This is a genomic window from Aeromonas sp. RU39B, assembly GCF_900156095.1.
Lineage (GTDB): Bacteria > Pseudomonadota > Gammaproteobacteria > Enterobacterales > Aeromonadaceae > Aeromonas.
The window spans coordinates 14,712-29,552 of record NZ_FTMJ01000005.1; the positions used below are offsets into that span (position 1 = coordinate 14,712).

General features: G+C 52.8%; 15 protein-coding genes. 14 read left to right on the forward strand and 1 reads right to left on the reverse strand.

Annotated elements, in window-relative coordinates:
- Positions 1-917: 917 nt before the first annotated feature.
- A complete protein-coding gene (locus tag BW958_RS08915) occupies positions 918-1,748 on the reverse strand; it encodes a M24 family metallopeptidase (protein WP_076575394.1) in 831 nt (276 codons plus the stop codon).
- An 892-nt stretch (positions 1,749-2,640) separates the two neighbouring features.
- Between BW958_RS08915 and BW958_RS08920 the strand changes: the two genes are divergently transcribed.
- From BW958_RS08920 to BW958_RS08995, 14 genes are all read left to right on the forward strand, one after another.
- Positions 2,641-3,273 (forward strand): Rha family transcriptional regulator, encoded by a 633-nt coding sequence (locus tag BW958_RS08920; RefSeq protein ID WP_076575395.1) that lies wholly within the window; start codon positions 2,641-2,643, stop codon positions 3,271-3,273.
- Positions 3,274-3,275: 2 nt separating this feature from the next.
- Positions 3,276-3,869: a DUF1367 family protein gene (locus BW958_RS08925; RefSeq protein ID WP_076575396.1), complete on the forward strand. Its 594-nt coding sequence runs from the start codon at positions 3,276-3,278 to the stop codon at positions 3,867-3,869.
- The gene (locus tag BW958_RS08930) at positions 3,866-4,195 is read left to right on the forward strand and encodes a nuclease domain-containing protein (RefSeq protein WP_076575397.1); all 330 of its coding nucleotides are present in this window, start codon (positions 3,866-3,868) and stop codon (positions 4,193-4,195) included. The genes BW958_RS08925 and BW958_RS08930 overlap by 4 nt, the downstream gene beginning before the upstream one ends.
- A complete protein-coding gene (locus BW958_RS08935) occupies positions 4,192-4,611 on the forward strand; it encodes a hypothetical protein (protein WP_076575398.1) in 420 nt (139 codons plus the stop codon). The genes BW958_RS08930 and BW958_RS08935 overlap by 4 nt, the downstream gene beginning before the upstream one ends.
- A 2-nt stretch (positions 4,612-4,613) precedes the next feature.
- A complete protein-coding gene (locus tag BW958_RS08940) occupies positions 4,614-5,321 on the forward strand; it encodes a TIGR02642 family protein (protein ID WP_076575399.1) in 708 nt (235 codons plus the stop codon).
- A 660-nt stretch (positions 5,322-5,981) separates the two neighbouring features.
- Positions 5,982-6,383, forward strand: a complete 402-nt coding sequence (locus BW958_RS08950) for an H-NS family histone-like protein (protein ID WP_076575401.1) — start codon at positions 5,982-5,984, stop codon at positions 6,381-6,383.
- Positions 6,384-6,901: 518 nt separating this feature from the next.
- Positions 6,902-7,099, forward strand: a complete 198-nt coding sequence (locus tag BW958_RS08955; RefSeq protein ID WP_076575564.1) for a hypothetical protein — start codon at positions 6,902-6,904, stop codon at positions 7,097-7,099.
- 56 nt (positions 7,100-7,155) lie between these two features.
- Complete coding sequence (locus BW958_RS08960) at positions 7,156-7,653, forward strand: glycoside hydrolase family protein (protein ID WP_179078839.1); 498 nt, start codon at positions 7,156-7,158, stop codon at positions 7,651-7,653.
- Between the two features lie 10 nt (positions 7,654-7,663).
- A complete protein-coding gene (locus BW958_RS08965) occupies positions 7,664-8,188 on the forward strand; it encodes a DUF2514 domain-containing protein (protein WP_076575403.1) in 525 nt (174 codons plus the stop codon).
- A gap of 178 nt (positions 8,189-8,366) precedes the next feature.
- A complete protein-coding gene (locus tag BW958_RS08975; RefSeq protein WP_076575405.1) occupies positions 8,367-9,218 on the forward strand; it encodes a terminase in 852 nt (283 codons plus the stop codon).
- A gap of 41 nt (positions 9,219-9,259) precedes the next feature.
- Positions 9,260-9,706 (forward strand): gas vesicle accessory protein GvpU, encoded by a 447-nt coding sequence (gene gvpU / locus BW958_RS08980; RefSeq protein WP_076575406.1) that lies wholly within the window; start codon positions 9,260-9,262, stop codon positions 9,704-9,706.
- Positions 9,707-9,767: 61 nt separating this feature from the next.
- The gene (locus BW958_RS08985) at positions 9,768-11,462 is read left to right on the forward strand and encodes a terminase large subunit (RefSeq protein WP_218641752.1); all 1,695 of its coding nucleotides are present in this window, start codon (positions 9,768-9,770) and stop codon (positions 11,460-11,462) included.
- Positions 11,462-13,585 carry a portal protein gene (locus BW958_RS08990; RefSeq protein ID WP_076575407.1) on the forward strand — a complete coding sequence of 708 codons (2,124 nt, stop codon included), beginning with the start codon at positions 11,462-11,464 and terminating at the stop codon, positions 13,583-13,585. The genes BW958_RS08985 and BW958_RS08990 overlap by 1 nt, the downstream gene beginning before the upstream one ends.
- 260 nt (positions 13,586-13,845) lie before the next feature.
- Entirely contained in the window at positions 13,846-14,799 is a 954-nt protein-coding gene (locus BW958_RS08995) for a hypothetical protein (protein WP_076575408.1), read from the forward strand.
- Positions 14,800-14,841: the final 42 nt, after the last annotated feature.

Genomic DNA, 14,841 nt, shown 5'->3' on the forward strand with positions numbered 1-14,841 from the left:
CTAAAACCTGCCTAGACGAGTAGAGGTTGGCTCGTTTGTATAGAGCCCTCTTTTTGTCTGAATTATATACAGGTATGATTAATGACTGATTATCTTGACATTACTTCTCGTGACAGTGTAGTCCGCCACATAAGTTCCTATTATCAGGAATCAGATGCGAAGTGGGGATGGGACTTGTTGTTCGGGCCTTTCATAAACATGTGCTCACCGCGTTATCCGGTGGCGTTTTTGGGGCTAAACCCAGGAGGCCCTGCGTCTGAGAATCACCAGGTTTCTGTTGAGGGTAAGTGTGCTTATTACAATGAGGTCTGGCCACCATACCCCAGAGGGGAAGCCCCCTTGCAAAAACAGCTAGGGATATTCTACTCGATGATTGCTGATGTCATTGGGGTTGATATGGAGTCGCTCATGGATGGCTCATTGATGACAAATTACATCCCTGCTCGTTCACCCTCTTGGAGTCAATTACCCGATAAAGATGAGTGGATTCAGTGTGGTCGCCAGATATGGTCTCAACGGATAAGTAAAGTGCATTGTAAGGTATATGTTGCTATCTCTTGTGTGGTTTTTAATGAGCTCCACAATCATTTAGTCGAGAATGGTTACAAACAAGTTGGGGACAGTGTTAACGAGCGCGTTAATTGGTGGTATGCAAGATATCAGATTCATCAATTTGAACGAGATGGAAACTTGTCAGTTCTGATACGGCTACCTCATCTTTCCTCATACAAAATATTTAGCCGTACTGCATGTCAGCCCGCAATAAAAAGAATTATGGAGTCAATTGAAAGTGTTTTGAGATAGTTATTATGGATTGTACTTAACCACTTTTATGAAGAGCCGTTAGAGTAATTTGACAATAAATAAACTCTTCACGAGCCTCCCCGAGAATTCGAAATAAATCGCTACGGTGGATTCTAGCTAGCCTGTTTTTTTCTCCACATCCCATCCATTTGTGATGGCTTTATGCAAGATAGTAACAGCCCATCTTTATGAAAGGTGGGCTGGGTCAAAACCTCACAACCCTCGTCTGTCACGGCTATGATGTGCTTCCAGTGTGCGGTCGGGGAACAGTCACTTGTAGATAATATGCTTCTACTGGATGGTCGCTCAACGTCAGCACATCTGGAGATGATGATTGGCTCGAGTATGAAGATCATGCCAGTTTCGAGCTTGATACCTGCTCCTGGCCTGCCGACTGAAGGTAGGTGTGGAATTGCTGGTCTTTCAGTGAAATCACTATCATTTATAAGAGTATGGAACCCCATCTTAGAGATGGTTGTATAGATTGCGTGCCCAACGTCACCTGTTGTAGCGCCCGGTCGTACAGCTTCGAGCCCAGAGGACATCGCTTCAAATGCAGCCTCAACCATAGCGATTTTTTGAGGGCTCGGTTTTCCGATCATGTACATTCTGCTGGATTCAGAGAAGCAGTTGTCCATCTGTATCTTTAACTCAACATTGATGATGTCTCCATGCTGTAAGCGCAACGAGCTGGGTTTACCCCCTGCAATGATATAATTGTGAGATACATAGACAGTGACAACAGGATCACCCTCTTCGGTTACGTCATAAGCGGGTATCTTTTTTACTTGGAACAAATAATCATGACAGAATTTCGCAATGCTCTCTGTCTTCACGCCTGCGACTACATAGTCTGAAATCCAGTCTAATGTTTCACAAGCTGCGCTCGCACTAGCTCTTATCTTGTCGGCTTCGAGCTCACGTATGGCCGTTATCTTGTTCATACTTTATCCCCAATGTTCATGTTGGGAGGGAGGACTCTTAAGACTCTACACCTGTGTGGAGTAAGGAACATATTTCATATTGGGGGTAGATTGGCGGAGCTACTTTTGGATATAGTTTCTCTTTTTATCTTCTCGTGACCTTAAGACAACGATCACATTTTGTCGTATATAAATATTGATTTTGGAATTGATGCTGACTGAAATTTTCAACTGTCATTTATAACAGTGTCTATGAATCCCTGTGAAGGTAAAGATTGTGCGAATACTCACTTTAACCGCGTGTTTGAGATTAGAGTGTGATCTCCTCATAGAACAAACAGACTTATCAATTAAGTGTCTGCGATATCGCTGATGAGTGGGTGTTTTTTATACACACACGAGATACGATATGAATAACCTGGTCACTATCAGAGTAAATTCTAGGGCCTTATCGAGTTGTCATATGTTTTTCTTGTGTAGGCGTTTAAGCATGTGGCGCAAAGCCGCGTATCCAAGTTAAGTGACTTTAATGCCTTTATTGCTTCTGCATCTGAGGGATAGGCACCGAAATAGTCTCTAATGTGGGCACATGGAAGCACCGGGCAGTCGCTTCGATGAAGGAGGTATAGTTTTGGCTCAAACTTAATCTCAAGTAAATATTCTTTTTGTTCTTCCATCAGGGTGCTCTCTTTTTTTGAGTATGAGAGTAATACAGATGAAGGCACCTATGACAGACCCATATGGGGAATATGATTTTGCCCGTCGAAAAGAGAAAGATTGTTGCATTAATATTAATTTGACATGAAGGCATATAGTTAGACTTGACAATCGAAAAATTCTTCACGAGCCTCGACAGAAATTCGGACTAACCATCCGAGCCATCGGGCTAACCACCCGCAACGAGGACCTAGCCATGAAGAAACCAATCCAAGAACTATCTATTCAGCGCCTGCGCAGTGGCGCCAGCATATTCACTTTCGACTCCACCACATCCGGTGAAATGACCACATTCAGCCCCGAGCAGATAGCGTTGTTCCGGACGCTAGTAGCTGCCAAGCATGGGGAAACGTTCACCACGTCCCGCAAGGTGGCCGAGCTTTTTGGCAAACGCCATGACAACGTTCTTCGGACAATTGATAAGTTGGAGTGCAGCTCAGAATTTCGTCTCCTCAATTTCAAGGAGACGGTCTATTACCGCAAAAACCCATCAGGTGGTGAAGACATTGCCACCCCCATGTGGCACATGACCAAGGATGGCATGGTCTTCTTGGTAATGGGATTTACCGGCAAGCAGGCCGCCCAGTTCAAGGAGCTGTACATCCAAGCCTTCAACTGGCTGGCTGACCAGATCAGAAAAAGCTATGAGCTTACTGAATGGCTGAACGATTTCACCCGTCGAGAGGCTGCATCTGTTACTAAAGGTACCGTGCATGGTCAAGGACTTGTCCGCCGCCGCATCGAAAAGCATGCGTTGAGCCAAGAGCAGGCCGCTATCCACGCCAAGATCCAGTTGTGCCTGGACCTGATCGGCGAGGAGGCTGCATAGCAATGGACCTTACCCTCTTGAAAATGTCCGGCGGGGTGCTTGCACCGTCTACGCCAGCCGATGCAGAGGCCATCAAGCTGATGCCTATCGGCACCATCATCCAAGCCAAGGGAAAGGGGCGGCGCAATCTGGCCTTCCACCGACGCTTCTTTGCCTTGCTCAATCTGACCTTCGATTACTGGGAGCCGGCCGGCGGCATGGTCTCGCCAGCAGAGCAGGGGATCCTATCTCGTTTTGTGCGCTACCTCGCCCAGTTCGGTTCCGGCAGCGTGTTGGACAAGGCTAAGGATGAGTTCATCGACCAACTGGCCAACAGTAGAGTTGAGCGCCATGGCCCCCAGGCAGAGAAGTCGTTTGAGGTTATGCGCAAGTGGCTCACCGTCGAGGCCGGTTATTACACCGTTGTGATGCTTCCGGATGGCGGCATGCGCAAGGAGGCCAAAAGCATCAGCTTCGCCAAGATGGAGCAGGCGGAATTCTCTGACCTTTATCGGGCTGTATTTGGGGTCTGCTGGCGTTATGTCCTGAGCAAGCAGTTTGCCACCGAGGAAGAGGCAGAGAATGCCTGCTCCCAGTTGATGGGGTTCTCCGGATGAGATTCGAGACCAGTCCAATCCGTTCCAAGGCACTGCGCGACGGCGCCCGCGGCCAGACCTGTAAGCTGCAACTGGCTGGCGTCTGTGTAGGGGGAACTGACACTACTGTTCTGGCGCACCTACCGAGTGCTCCCCATGGCATGGCTCTCAAAGGGGATGACCTTGTCGCGGTCGAGGCGTGCTGTGCCTGTCACGATGCCATTGATGGCCGGATCGCCTACGACTGGCAGCCTGGAGAGCGAGAGGAGGCAATCTTTAGCGCCCTCACTCGTCAGCTACACAGTTGGGCAGTGCGTGGGCTCATCAGCGTGAAGGGGGCGGCATGATCCATCTGTCTGCCATCGAGGCCAGCCGATTGCTCGGTAAACACCCGCAAGCCAAGAAATCTGCTGATCAGGCTAAGAAGTCACAGCAGGTGGACAGTCTTAACAACAAGGTACTGGCTCAATTGGTCGGTTTCCCTGAGCCAACAACAGAGCTGGTATTCCATCCAAAGCGCCGCTGGCGCTTAGATTTCGCTTGGCCGGTGCAGATGGTTGCTCTTGAGGTTCATGGCGGCATCCATTCCGGTGGCCGCCACACCAGGGGGAAGGGATTTGTCGGTGACCGAGCAAAGATGAATGAAGCGCTACTTGCCGGTTGGGTAGTCATCGAGGTGACGCCTGAGCAGGTGAGTAACGGTCAAATGCGGGAATGGCTTAACCGCGCCTTCTCAAACCATCACCAAAACCTGAGGACCTAACCATGGCAAGTATAGAAATGGCCCTGCGCCTATTCAGTCCCCGCGGCTCGCAGCTCGATGTGGCGATGTCTGGCAAAGGAATCCTGGGGCGCGAAGAAATCCTTGGCGCTTTACAGGCTGCAGCTGTTGGCCGACAACTGGGTTATCACTATCTCATGGCTGAGCACCTGATGGACGACGGTTCTGTGCGCGCTCTGAGCGACCACTTTACCCAGGCGGTAGGGAAGGATGCCGCCGGTGCTGCGCTTGCCCTGTTATTACGCCGGCCATTGCCGGATCAGCTCGAGCACATGATAAAGGCGAGAAGCGGCCAGGCTCATCCTTATTACGATAAAGAGCGGCGCCGGGCATCGATTGTGATGGAGCAGGCCAAGCGTGCCCACCGCCGAGGCAACGAAATTGAGTATCAGCGCCTCAAGAATGAGCGAGACCATATCCTCACGGCCGCCTATAACCGGTGTGCTGACGAGATCCTGCAAACAGGGCGCTGCCCAACGTGTCAGGGAACCGGCAAGCGAGTGCGCGCTGGCACCGAGTGCCCATCCTGCAACGGCACCGGAAGGGTAGTTCCCGACCGCGTGGCTATTCGGAAGCAGTTCTCTGCAGAGCTGTGTTATCTGATGGAGCGTGAGGTAGACAACGTACTAGCCCAAGCTTCGGAACTGACAAGTGAAATGGCAAAGCAGATTAGTGACATGCTAGCAGCATGAGGGAATGGGCGGCTAAACACCGCTCTCTAAACCATCGGTTATGTTGCTCAAATGACGGACAGGTGAGCTAGCAGCCCTTAAGGCTCCTTTTGGGGTCACCCTTCCTCACTGAGATATTCCAATGTCAAGTCTGCATCGAGGCTATAGGCTTTTAGCCAAAGTTCCTCGATAAGTTCTGCTTCGAGCCCTGTAGCTGCATCTTGTAGCTGTTCTAGCTTTTTAGCGTGATCCCGAGAAAAAGAGTTATCCGACAGGATAGCTCTCGCTTGGGCTAGTAATGGCATGGGCGATTTGTCTTCGTGTCCGCTCATTTGAGACAAGTGATCGAAAATTGAACAATCATTATCTTATCAAAAGTGCAAGGTATGGGGAATGGTATTTTAAATACAAAATGGTTGTATTCAATTCAAACTTATTTGTTTTTTTAATAATAAGCTGAGGTGTTGTGCCTGTCATGTGTGTCAAGAGTAGATAAGTGGTCAACTGTCATTTTTTCAGGTCTAACCAGATAGGCGATTTGGAATATTTATTTTTAAAGTTTGATATTTATCATTACAATTCTTGTTGAATCAAGATTAGATAAAGTTTTTCAATAATAGTGTCGCCTCAGTCAATCATGTGGTGTGGCCATAATCTGTTATATCTATCAGTGGGAGCAAAATGAGCGATTTTCTGAAAGTAATTCTCAACATTCGTAGTCTTCGCGCCGCCCTTCGTGAGCTAACCTTTGAACAGCTAAAGGAAGCAAAAGAGAAGTTTGACGCGGTATATGAAGAACGCGTCTCAGCGGCTGAAATGGAAAGCAAAGAGCAAGCTGAGCGCTTTGCCAAGTTGGCTGAGTTTCAAGCTATGTTGCAAGATGCGGGCATAGACCCCAGTGAGCTTGTCAGCACAGTGCCCGGTGCAAGCAAAGAGACTGGTGCTAAGCGAGCACCACGCCCGCCCAAGTACAAATATCTGGACGATGGAGTTGAGAAGTTCTGGACCGGTCAAGGCCGCATGCCGAAAGTCATCTCAAATGCCCTAGCGGTGGGTGATTCCCTTGATAGTTTCCTCATCTAGCTAACCGCAATGAGGGGTCATGATTCAACGATTGGGTGGTGCTAGCATTATCCAATCATGGCCTGACCCCGCATTGACGCAGATATAAAAAAAAGCGTGACCAGCGGCATGAAGGTCACGCAAGGTTATACGAAGCGTGTAAAACATACTCTTTACGTTGCGGTCAATTTGGGAAGACTGAACGCAGAATCAAAGGTACTCCATTGGGCCCTTCCGAACACTCCCTAAATGGGTGTGTAAGCTCGCATAAAAAATGCCTGGACCGCACACTGACCAAGCATAAAAAGGAGTAGAAAGTCATCTAGGACAGATCCAACGAGGCACAATTAACGATAGTACCAATTGAGAACTTATGCAGCCCCATTTGGGGTTGAAAGGTATTGATTAATCGTCTATAAGCTTGCCTTCAACACCACCCGGCGTTAGAGTTTACCCAGCATGGCCAGAGTCTTACCGACCCTGGCCTTTTTGTTTTCTGGCCCGCCTTGTGCGGGCTTTTTTGTTTGTGGGGTATGGGCATGGCAGTACAAGAAAAGATTGAGATGGCAGCCATAGCGAGCGGGGCCGCCAAGTCTGGTCCGCCGGTTGTGGTATCAGGGATGAGCCTGGCAGGATACAGCCTAAATGACTGGGTGCTTGTGGCCACATTGTGCTGGATTGTCATTCAGGCCGGCTGGTTCGTGTGGTCAAACATCATCAAGCCTAAGCAGCCATGAAACCCGTGCGAAATACCGTGGCGGTCGGGTCGTCGCTGATGCTCCTAGCAGCCTCCATGATTGGGCAGTTGGAATCCTCTGGAAGGGTAATTCTCACATCCTACCGGGATATCGCTGGGGTCTGGACCATCTGCGACGGTATCACCAAGGGAGTCACTCCTGGCATGACTGTCACACCAGAATGGTGTGCCCGCGCTCGGGCCGGTGAGATTGAGGCCCACAGCCAGCCGCTGGCCACTGTGCCGTATCAACTACCCGGGCACGTCATACTGGCTATGACCGACCTCTGCTATAACGTGGGTACCGGCGCCTGCGCTACTTCCACGGCAATACGCCAGCTCGAAGCCAATAACCGCGAGCAGGCCTGTGACGCCATCCTGCTGTTCAAGTTTTCCATGGTGCGTAACCAGCGAGCCGACTGCTCTAAGAGTTCAAGCGGCTGCTATGGCATCTGGACACGTCGCCAGATAGAGCGCTCGCTCTGTCGCAACGAACTGACCCCGGCTCAGGCCAAATTGCTCTTCAAGGATCTGCCGCTCGGCGGCCTCGATTAACGAGGAATCCATGACTGATTTTCGTCCCTTTATCCCGTATGCGCTGGGAGCTGTGCTCGTGGGCGCAGCTTATGGTTATGGCCACCATCGTGGCGTCAATTCCACCGAGCTCGAGTGGCAGGGCAAGTGGAACAAGCAGGCGCTGGCATTGGCCACCGCTAAGGCAGAGGCACTGGAGAAGGTGAGAGCCGTGGAGCTGCGGCGCCAATCCGACATCGAGAAGGTGAGACAAGATGCTGAACAAGAAATCGCTCGTGCAAAGACTGATGCCGCCTCTGCTGATGCTGCTTCTGAGCGCCTGCAGCAGCAAGCCAAGCGCCTGGCAGCAAGAGCAAGTCAGTGCGCCGGTAATACCGGTACTACCATCGGTGGCCAGGCAGCCGGCACCGCTGCCATGGTGCTCGCCGACCTGCTCGGCCGGGCTGACAAGCGAGCGGGAGAGCTGGCAGCAGCTTATGACCAAGCTCGAAACGCAGGATTAGCCTGCGAGCGGGCCTACGATGCTTTGATGTCGAAAGGGGTTGGTAGCAAATGAGCGACTACACCCCGGCGCATCAAGGTGGCATCGACACTACCGGCATTGTCGTAGCTGTTATCTCTCACACATTGACCTGTGCAACGGTCAAGCTGGATAGCGGGGTTCTGGTTCGAATTCAAACCACGCACCTCCCGCGGATAGGTGACGCTGTTGTAGAAGGGGAGCTTAGAACCTAATGGCAAAGACAGACTGGGCCGCACTGCAAGCCGAGTTTGCCCTAGCTCATGCAGCGACCGGCATCAGTGCGCAAGTATGGTGCGAAGCTAAAGGGTTGAATTACCAGTCCGCCCGGCGGTACATCAAACCCAGTGCTGCGCAGAAGGCTGCGCAAGAATGCGCAACTGCGCAATCAGGTGTGCGCACTGCGCAAACTGCGCAAAATGAGGCGGGCAAAGTTCAGGCTGGTTGGGAAGAGGAAGAAGGTGAACAGGAAAGGTCCTCTTCATCGACTCAGGCCCAGACTGACTTGGCCCAAAGCGTGAGCAACAACGGACGGGACCAGAAGGGCCGCTTCGCTAAGGGCAACCCTGGTAATCCCAATCCGCCGGCAAACATCAAGCCCGGCATGCAGTTGACAAAGACTCACGGCGGTTACGCCAAGTTCCTCGACGCTGATGAGCTCTTCGATGAAGCCGAGGCGTTGCGACTGCGAGACGAACTGGTGTTTACACGGGCGCGAGTTATCTCGGTCACCAAGACCTTGAAGAGCCTGCAGCAGGACCTAACCCTGGCCAGCGAAATGGCCGACCGTATTGCGCTTTATGACAAGATCCTGAAAGCCGAGCAGGCGCTGGACCGTAATATCCAACGCATTGAGTCTATTGAGCGTTCGCTTCGAGCCATCAAGGTTGATGAAGCCCGGGTTCCCCACATCATGGAGGACACCAAGCGGGTTCAGGCTGCAACGCGCAAGCTGACCGCTGAAGCTGACCGGTTGGAGACGGAAGGCGGCAGTGAGACAACTTCGGTGAGTGAGATAGTTGTCGAGCTTCACGATATGGGTACTGGTGGCTTGATGAGCGGATGAACTAGATATACCGTGTTTTTAGTTATCAAATGGAGCTCTGTATGAGTGACAACATATGCACTAGCAATGACGATAATGAGCAAGCAGTCCTGAATTATGGTTTTGTAATTGATGGGCATTTAGCATCCTTGGTTGGGCTGATTAACAACAATCCGGGGATTTGCATCGGTATTACGCTCACTGTTGGCGGAACGTTAATATCTGGGGAGCTTATTTCTGGTAAGGAGTATTTTGACAATCTCGCCACCCTACTGCATCGGGATGATCAGGTAGAGGACTCCATTAGAAATGTCCTTTCAGATGAAATGAAGTGGATGTCTAACAGGTACAGTACACCGGATATAAATAAAACAGTTTATATTCACCTTAAGGACGCTCAGCATTACAGCGGGGTTACGCCAGTGCCGACTAGAGGTGGATATTGGCGCGGTAGGTTGTGTGACGTATCTGGTTTCACGATCGGGTCGATGTCAGTAATTCAGAACTAAGAGACTTAATCATCTATATCCAAACCCGCTTCTGCGGGTTTTTATTGCCTGAGATCCACCAGTGACCAAACTCGACATCACCGCCATGACTGAGCAGGAGCGGATGGACTACATCCGCTCGAAGCTCAGCGACAAGTGGTGGAGGATGAACAACCTCTACATGATAGAGAACGAGCAGGGGCAGTTGGTGCGCTTCCAGTTGCGCCCGGCTCAAGAAGCGCTGTTCCGGGTGATGTGGTGGCTCAACATCATACTTAAAGCTCGGCAGCTCGGTTTCTCAACGGCCATTGATATCTATCTGCTCGATGAGGCGTTGTTCAACAAGAACCTAAAGTGCGGGATCATCGCGCAAGACCTGAGCGCCGCGGGAGAAATCTTTCGGACCAAGATTGAGATCCCGTTCGATAACCTTCCGGCTTGGCTGCGTAGCCGCTTCATCGTGACCTCACGCTCCGGCGGCAAGAATGGTGGCGCCATTTTCTTCAAGCACGGCTCAAGCATCCAGGTAGCGACATCGTTCCGTTCCGGTACGTTGCAGCGGCTCCATGTGTCGGAGCACGGAAAGATATGCGCCAAGTACCCGGAGAAGGCCAAGGAAGTGAAGACCGGTACGCTGCAGGCCATCCACCCGGGAGCCGTCGCATTTATCGAGAGCACGGCGGAAGGGGTCGGTGGCGACTACTACGACATGTGTATTAAAGCGATGGAGTTGGCCAAGACTGGTGAGCTGAGCCAGCTTGACTGGAAATTCCACTTCTTCGCCTGGTGGCAAGACCCGAAGTATCGGGCTGCTGTACCGCGAGCAGGAGTGGTAATGAGCCAGGCTCAAGCCGATTACTTCACGGCGGTGGAAAAGGCTATGGGCTGCAACTTGGATGATGAGCAGCGGCAGTGGTATGTCACCAAGGAATCGACGCTCGGTGCCGAGATGAAGCAGGAGTTCCCTAGCACGCCGCTCGAAGCGTTCCTGACATCCGGCCGCCGAGTCTTTGACCCAACAGATGTGATGACAGCGGAGAGTGAATGCTGCCCGCCTGAACTCGTCTACGACATGGACCCGACGACTGGCAAACGCCAACGTGCTCATGGTCCGGAGAATCTGGATGCTGCAGGGCAGCGAAGCCTGCTGAATCTGCTGCTGGTCTGGGAGCTGCCTGATCCTGACGAGGATTACGCCATCGGCGTGGACGTGGCTGAGGGTCTGGAGCACGGTGACCGCTCTAGCGTTGATGTCACCAAGCGCAGCAACGGTGAGCAGGTGGCGCACTGGTTTGGTCATCTCGACCCAGGCTTACTGGCTAAACTGGTTGCCCATATCGGCCGTTGGTATGGCACAGAAGAATACGGCCCTGCCTTTATCGGCCCAGAGCGCAACAACCATGGTCACGCTTTGTTGCTGGCCCTGCGCGATATCTACCCCACGCGCCGCATCTATTCCCAAGAGTACATCGACAGGGAAATGGACGAAGAGACCGATCGACTCGGTTGGCTGACCACAGCACAGAGCAAGCCGATCCTGGTTGATGGCCTCAAGGCTTTGCTCCGTGCCGGGCAATCCGGGATCCGCTGGATTGGTACCGCGCATGAAGCAACCACGTTCGTTTATGACAAGAAGGGCAGGATGAATGCCCAGTCTGGCTGCTTCGATGACCAGCTGATGAGCTACATGATTGCCCAAGAGATGCGAGCCCGCATGCCGGCGCGCATTGTCAGAGATAACACTCCCCGCAAATCGAAACACTGGATGGCACACTGATGAGCGAGATGACAACCAAGGCGCCCAAGGGGCGTCTCGATACTGCACGCCTGTTGGATTTGATGGGAGATATCAATGCTCAGCCTGACTGGCGAACCTTTGCCAACCTCTGTGGCGCCTATTATGACGGGGATCAGCTACCGCAAGACGTGATCAGCACCCTCAAAGAACGTGGCCAGCCCAATACCGTTCATAACCTGATTGCCCCAACGATTGATGGCGTACTGGGGATGGAAGCTAAGACCCGTACTGACCTCATGGTGATCGCCGACGACGTCGATGACGAGATCGAGGAATTGGCTGAGGCTGTCAACGCAGCTTTTGCTGACATGTGCCGATTGGGCGGGTGCGATCGTGCGTGTGGTGAGGCGTATGGCAGCCAGGTTAAGTTCGGCGTGGGCTGGGTTGAAGTGCGTCGTAATAGTGATCCTTTCGGGGCTAAGTGGAAATTCTCACCGATTCACCGTGATGAGGTTTACTGGGACTGGCACTCCCGTGAGCCGGACTTGTCTGACTGTCGTTGGCTGATGCGCCGCCGCTGGCTGGATGTGGACGAGGCTATGACCATGTTCCCAGGAAAGGCTGAAGCCTTGTCAGCCAGTGTCAGTGACGGTTGGATGGGCGTGGTCAGTGTCACCAGCATCGAAGGGATGGAGCCGAGTGTGGCAAACGCCTTTGATGAGTGGCAGCAGTTCGACGCTCGCCAGCTCGAATGGCGAAGTTCAGACCGCAAGCGTCTGCTGCTGCAGGTGGTCTACTACCGCACTTACACAATGCGCAAGGTGCTCACGCTCGAGACCGGTCGTTGCGTTGAGTTCAATCCCGATAACCCTATGCACATGGCCGCCGTGGCGCTAGGGCGTGGCTATGTGGAAAACGCTCCGGTGTCGGTTATCCGGGAGGCTTGGTTTGCCGGCCCTCATTTCTTAGCTGACCGCCCGTGCAGCGCCCCACAGAACATGTACCCGCTGGTCCCGTTCTGGGGCTATCGCAAAGATCGCACTCGTGAGCCCTATGGACTGATAGCCCGTGCCATCCCAGCACAGAATGAGGTGAACCTGCGCCGTATCAAGCTCACTTGGTTGCTGCAGGCCAAGCGCGTCATCATGGATAAAGACGCCACCAATATGAGCCGGGAGCAGGTGATGGAGCAGGTTGAGCGTGCCGATGGCATTATCGAGCTCAACCCGGACCGCGCCAACAAACTCAGCATCTCTGACGTGTTCCGTGTTGAGCAGGATTTCCAAGTCGCCGCCCAGCAATTCCAGGTGATGCAGGACAGCGTAAAGCTGATCCAGGACACTATGGGCGTCTATGCCGCTTATCTGGGGCAGGGGACCACTGGCCAATCTGGTGTGGCCATCGCCAATTTAGTGGAGCAGGGCGCCACTACGCTTTCCGAAATCAACGACAACTACCGTTTCGCTAGGCAAATGGTCGGTCAGCTTGCACTTGGTTACCTGCTCGAAGAGATGGCCGGCCAGCGCAACGTCAAGGTCACGCTCAACCGCGACGAGAAGGCGCGCCGCAAAGTGGTGATCATCAATGCCGAGGAAGAGGGAGAGCTCAGCAATGACGTCAGTAAGCTGCGCGCTCATATCGCACTGGCTCCCATCCAGCAGACTAGCGCCTACAAGCAGCAGCTGGCCGACCGCATGACCAACGTTATGTCACAGTTACCCCCGGCAGCTGCTGCGGTGTGCTTTGACCTGCTGGTAGACTTGCTCGACGTTCCCAAGAAGTCAGAGTTCGTAGAGCGGATCCGCGGTGCTTTGGGTATCCAGAAAAAGCCCGAAGAAATGACACCAGAAGAGCAGCAGGCCGCTGCACAACAGGCGCAGCTGCAGCAGGCCCAGCAAGACATGGCTATGCGTGAAATAGCCGCCAAGGTAACGAAGCTCGAAGCGGAAGCACAGAAATGGTCAGCGGAAGCCCAGAGGTTGGCAAAAATGACTGACTCGATGCGTTTTGATGACGCCCTCAAGCAGGCTCAGACCGGTAAAACGTTGCAGGAAATGGAACGACTGCAGCAGGAGCGCGATGCGATGCAGATGGAGATGGCGGCCGTACAGGAGCAGTTGCTCAACTCCATTCAGGCTCAAATTGATGCAATCCAACTGTGATGGTTGCAATCAAAGAGGCCCGGCGTTAGAGTTTTCCCATCATGGCTCACTGTATCTGCAGTGGGCTTTTTTTATTTTCTTCCATTGTTGGTTGCGGTTCTTGGACTAGTATTCAAATTGAACCCAACATGATAGTTCCTTAGTTGATGCCCGCCTCGTGCGGGCTTTTTTTATGCCCAGCTCCAGCCGGAGAGCGCTTTATGTAAGAGCTTTCTCCCGCTTGGGCAGCGATACCACCCGCAATAACCCATGAGGAAACCATGAGCGTAGACATCAACAACCTAACCGGCACTGAATCGTTGGAAGAGCTCGAGGCGGCATTGAATGCCCTGGATGAAAGCGACAACGCTGAACAGGAGCAGCAAGAGCCAGCCACCCAATCCGAAGAAAAGGACGTAACCATCGCGCCGTCTGCGGCTGAGGATAAGGGGAGTGATACCAAGGCCGATGAGTCGCAGGCAAGCGAAGCGGGCAGTGACACCGAAAAGGTGATCCTGTCTAAGGACGGCAAGCATCAGATCCCGTATGAAGTGCTCGAGGCCGAGCGTGCGCAAAAGCAGCAACTGGCTGCTGAAAACGCCCGTCTAAAAGCCGAGGTCGCTGAGCGGGAGAAGCTGCAGAAGGTGCTGGAGAAGCATGGCATTGATCCCAATGCCGACCCTGACAAGCTGGACGTGGCCGAGATTGAGCAACTGGCACAGGACTACCCGGAGCTGGGTAAGGTGCTGACCGGTATTGCCACTCGCCTCAACGCCATCAGTCAGCCGCAAGCCGCGCCAGCCCAGCAAAACACCACTCACAATGATGTTCAGGCTGCACTGCAGGCGGTACCAGAGCTCAAGGGGTGGATGGAGAATGACCAGGACCGCGCCACCTTCGCTATCTCAGTTGATGATCGACTCAAGGCGGATCCCGCATGGGCAGATAAGCCGCTGACGGAGCGCTTCGCTGAAGTAACCCGTCGCACCAAGGCTGCGTTTGGTGATGTTATCGAGCCTGCCAAGCAGGCCCCGAAGACAGCAGCCAAGCCGGACACCAAGGACGTTGAGGTGCGTGACTGCATTCCGGCCAGCCCGACCGACCTCGGCCAGTCCGTGCAGCATGAGAGCAAGTCTGACAAGTATGGCACCATGACGCAGGAGCAGCTGATGGCAGAAATGTCCGGCATGACCCCTGCGCAGATTGACGCCTTGCTTGCAGAGCTCGATATCTAACTAGTCAACCATTCCATGACCCGGCCACTGTGCCGGGTTTTT

Excerpts from the sequence above, each read along its gene's own strand:
- BW958_RS08955 (WP_076575564.1), top strand. The coding sequence starts at position 6,902 with ATGGCAGTACAAGAAAAGATTGAGATGGCAGCCATAGCGAGCGGGGCC.
- BW958_RS08975 (WP_076575405.1), top strand. The coding sequence starts at position 8,367 with ATGGCAAAGACAGACTGGGCCGCACTGCAAGCCGAGTTTGCCCTAGCT.
- BW958_RS08990 (WP_076575407.1), top strand. The coding sequence starts at position 11,462 with ATGAGCGAGATGACAACCAAGGCGCCCAAGGGGCGTCTCGATACTGCA.
- BW958_RS08915 (WP_076575394.1), bottom strand. The coding sequence starts at position 1,748 with ATGAACAAGATAACGGCCATACGTGAGCTCGAAGCCGACAAGATAAGA.
- BW958_RS08950 (WP_076575401.1), top strand. The coding sequence starts at position 5,982 with ATGAGCGATTTTCTGAAAGTAATTCTCAACATTCGTAGTCTTCGCGCC.
- BW958_RS08965 (WP_076575403.1), top strand. The coding sequence starts at position 7,664 with ATGACTGATTTTCGTCCCTTTATCCCGTATGCGCTGGGAGCTGTGCTC.
- BW958_RS08925 (WP_076575396.1), top strand. The coding sequence starts at position 3,276 with ATGGACCTTACCCTCTTGAAAATGTCCGGCGGGGTGCTTGCACCGTCT.
- BW958_RS08960 (WP_179078839.1), top strand. The coding sequence starts at position 7,156 with ATGATTGGGCAGTTGGAATCCTCTGGAAGGGTAATTCTCACATCCTAC.
- BW958_RS08940 (WP_076575399.1), top strand. The coding sequence starts at position 4,614 with ATGGCAAGTATAGAAATGGCCCTGCGCCTATTCAGTCCCCGCGGCTCG.
- gvpU (WP_076575406.1), top strand. The coding sequence starts at position 9,260 with ATGAGTGACAACATATGCACTAGCAATGACGATAATGAGCAAGCAGTC.
- BW958_RS08995 (WP_076575408.1), top strand. The coding sequence starts at position 13,846 with ATGAGCGTAGACATCAACAACCTAACCGGCACTGAATCGTTGGAAGAG.
- BW958_RS08930 (WP_076575397.1), top strand. The coding sequence starts at position 3,866 with ATGAGATTCGAGACCAGTCCAATCCGTTCCAAGGCACTGCGCGACGGC.
- BW958_RS08935 (WP_076575398.1), top strand. The coding sequence starts at position 4,192 with ATGATCCATCTGTCTGCCATCGAGGCCAGCCGATTGCTCGGTAAACAC.
- BW958_RS08920 (WP_076575395.1), top strand. The coding sequence starts at position 2,641 with ATGAAGAAACCAATCCAAGAACTATCTATTCAGCGCCTGCGCAGTGGC.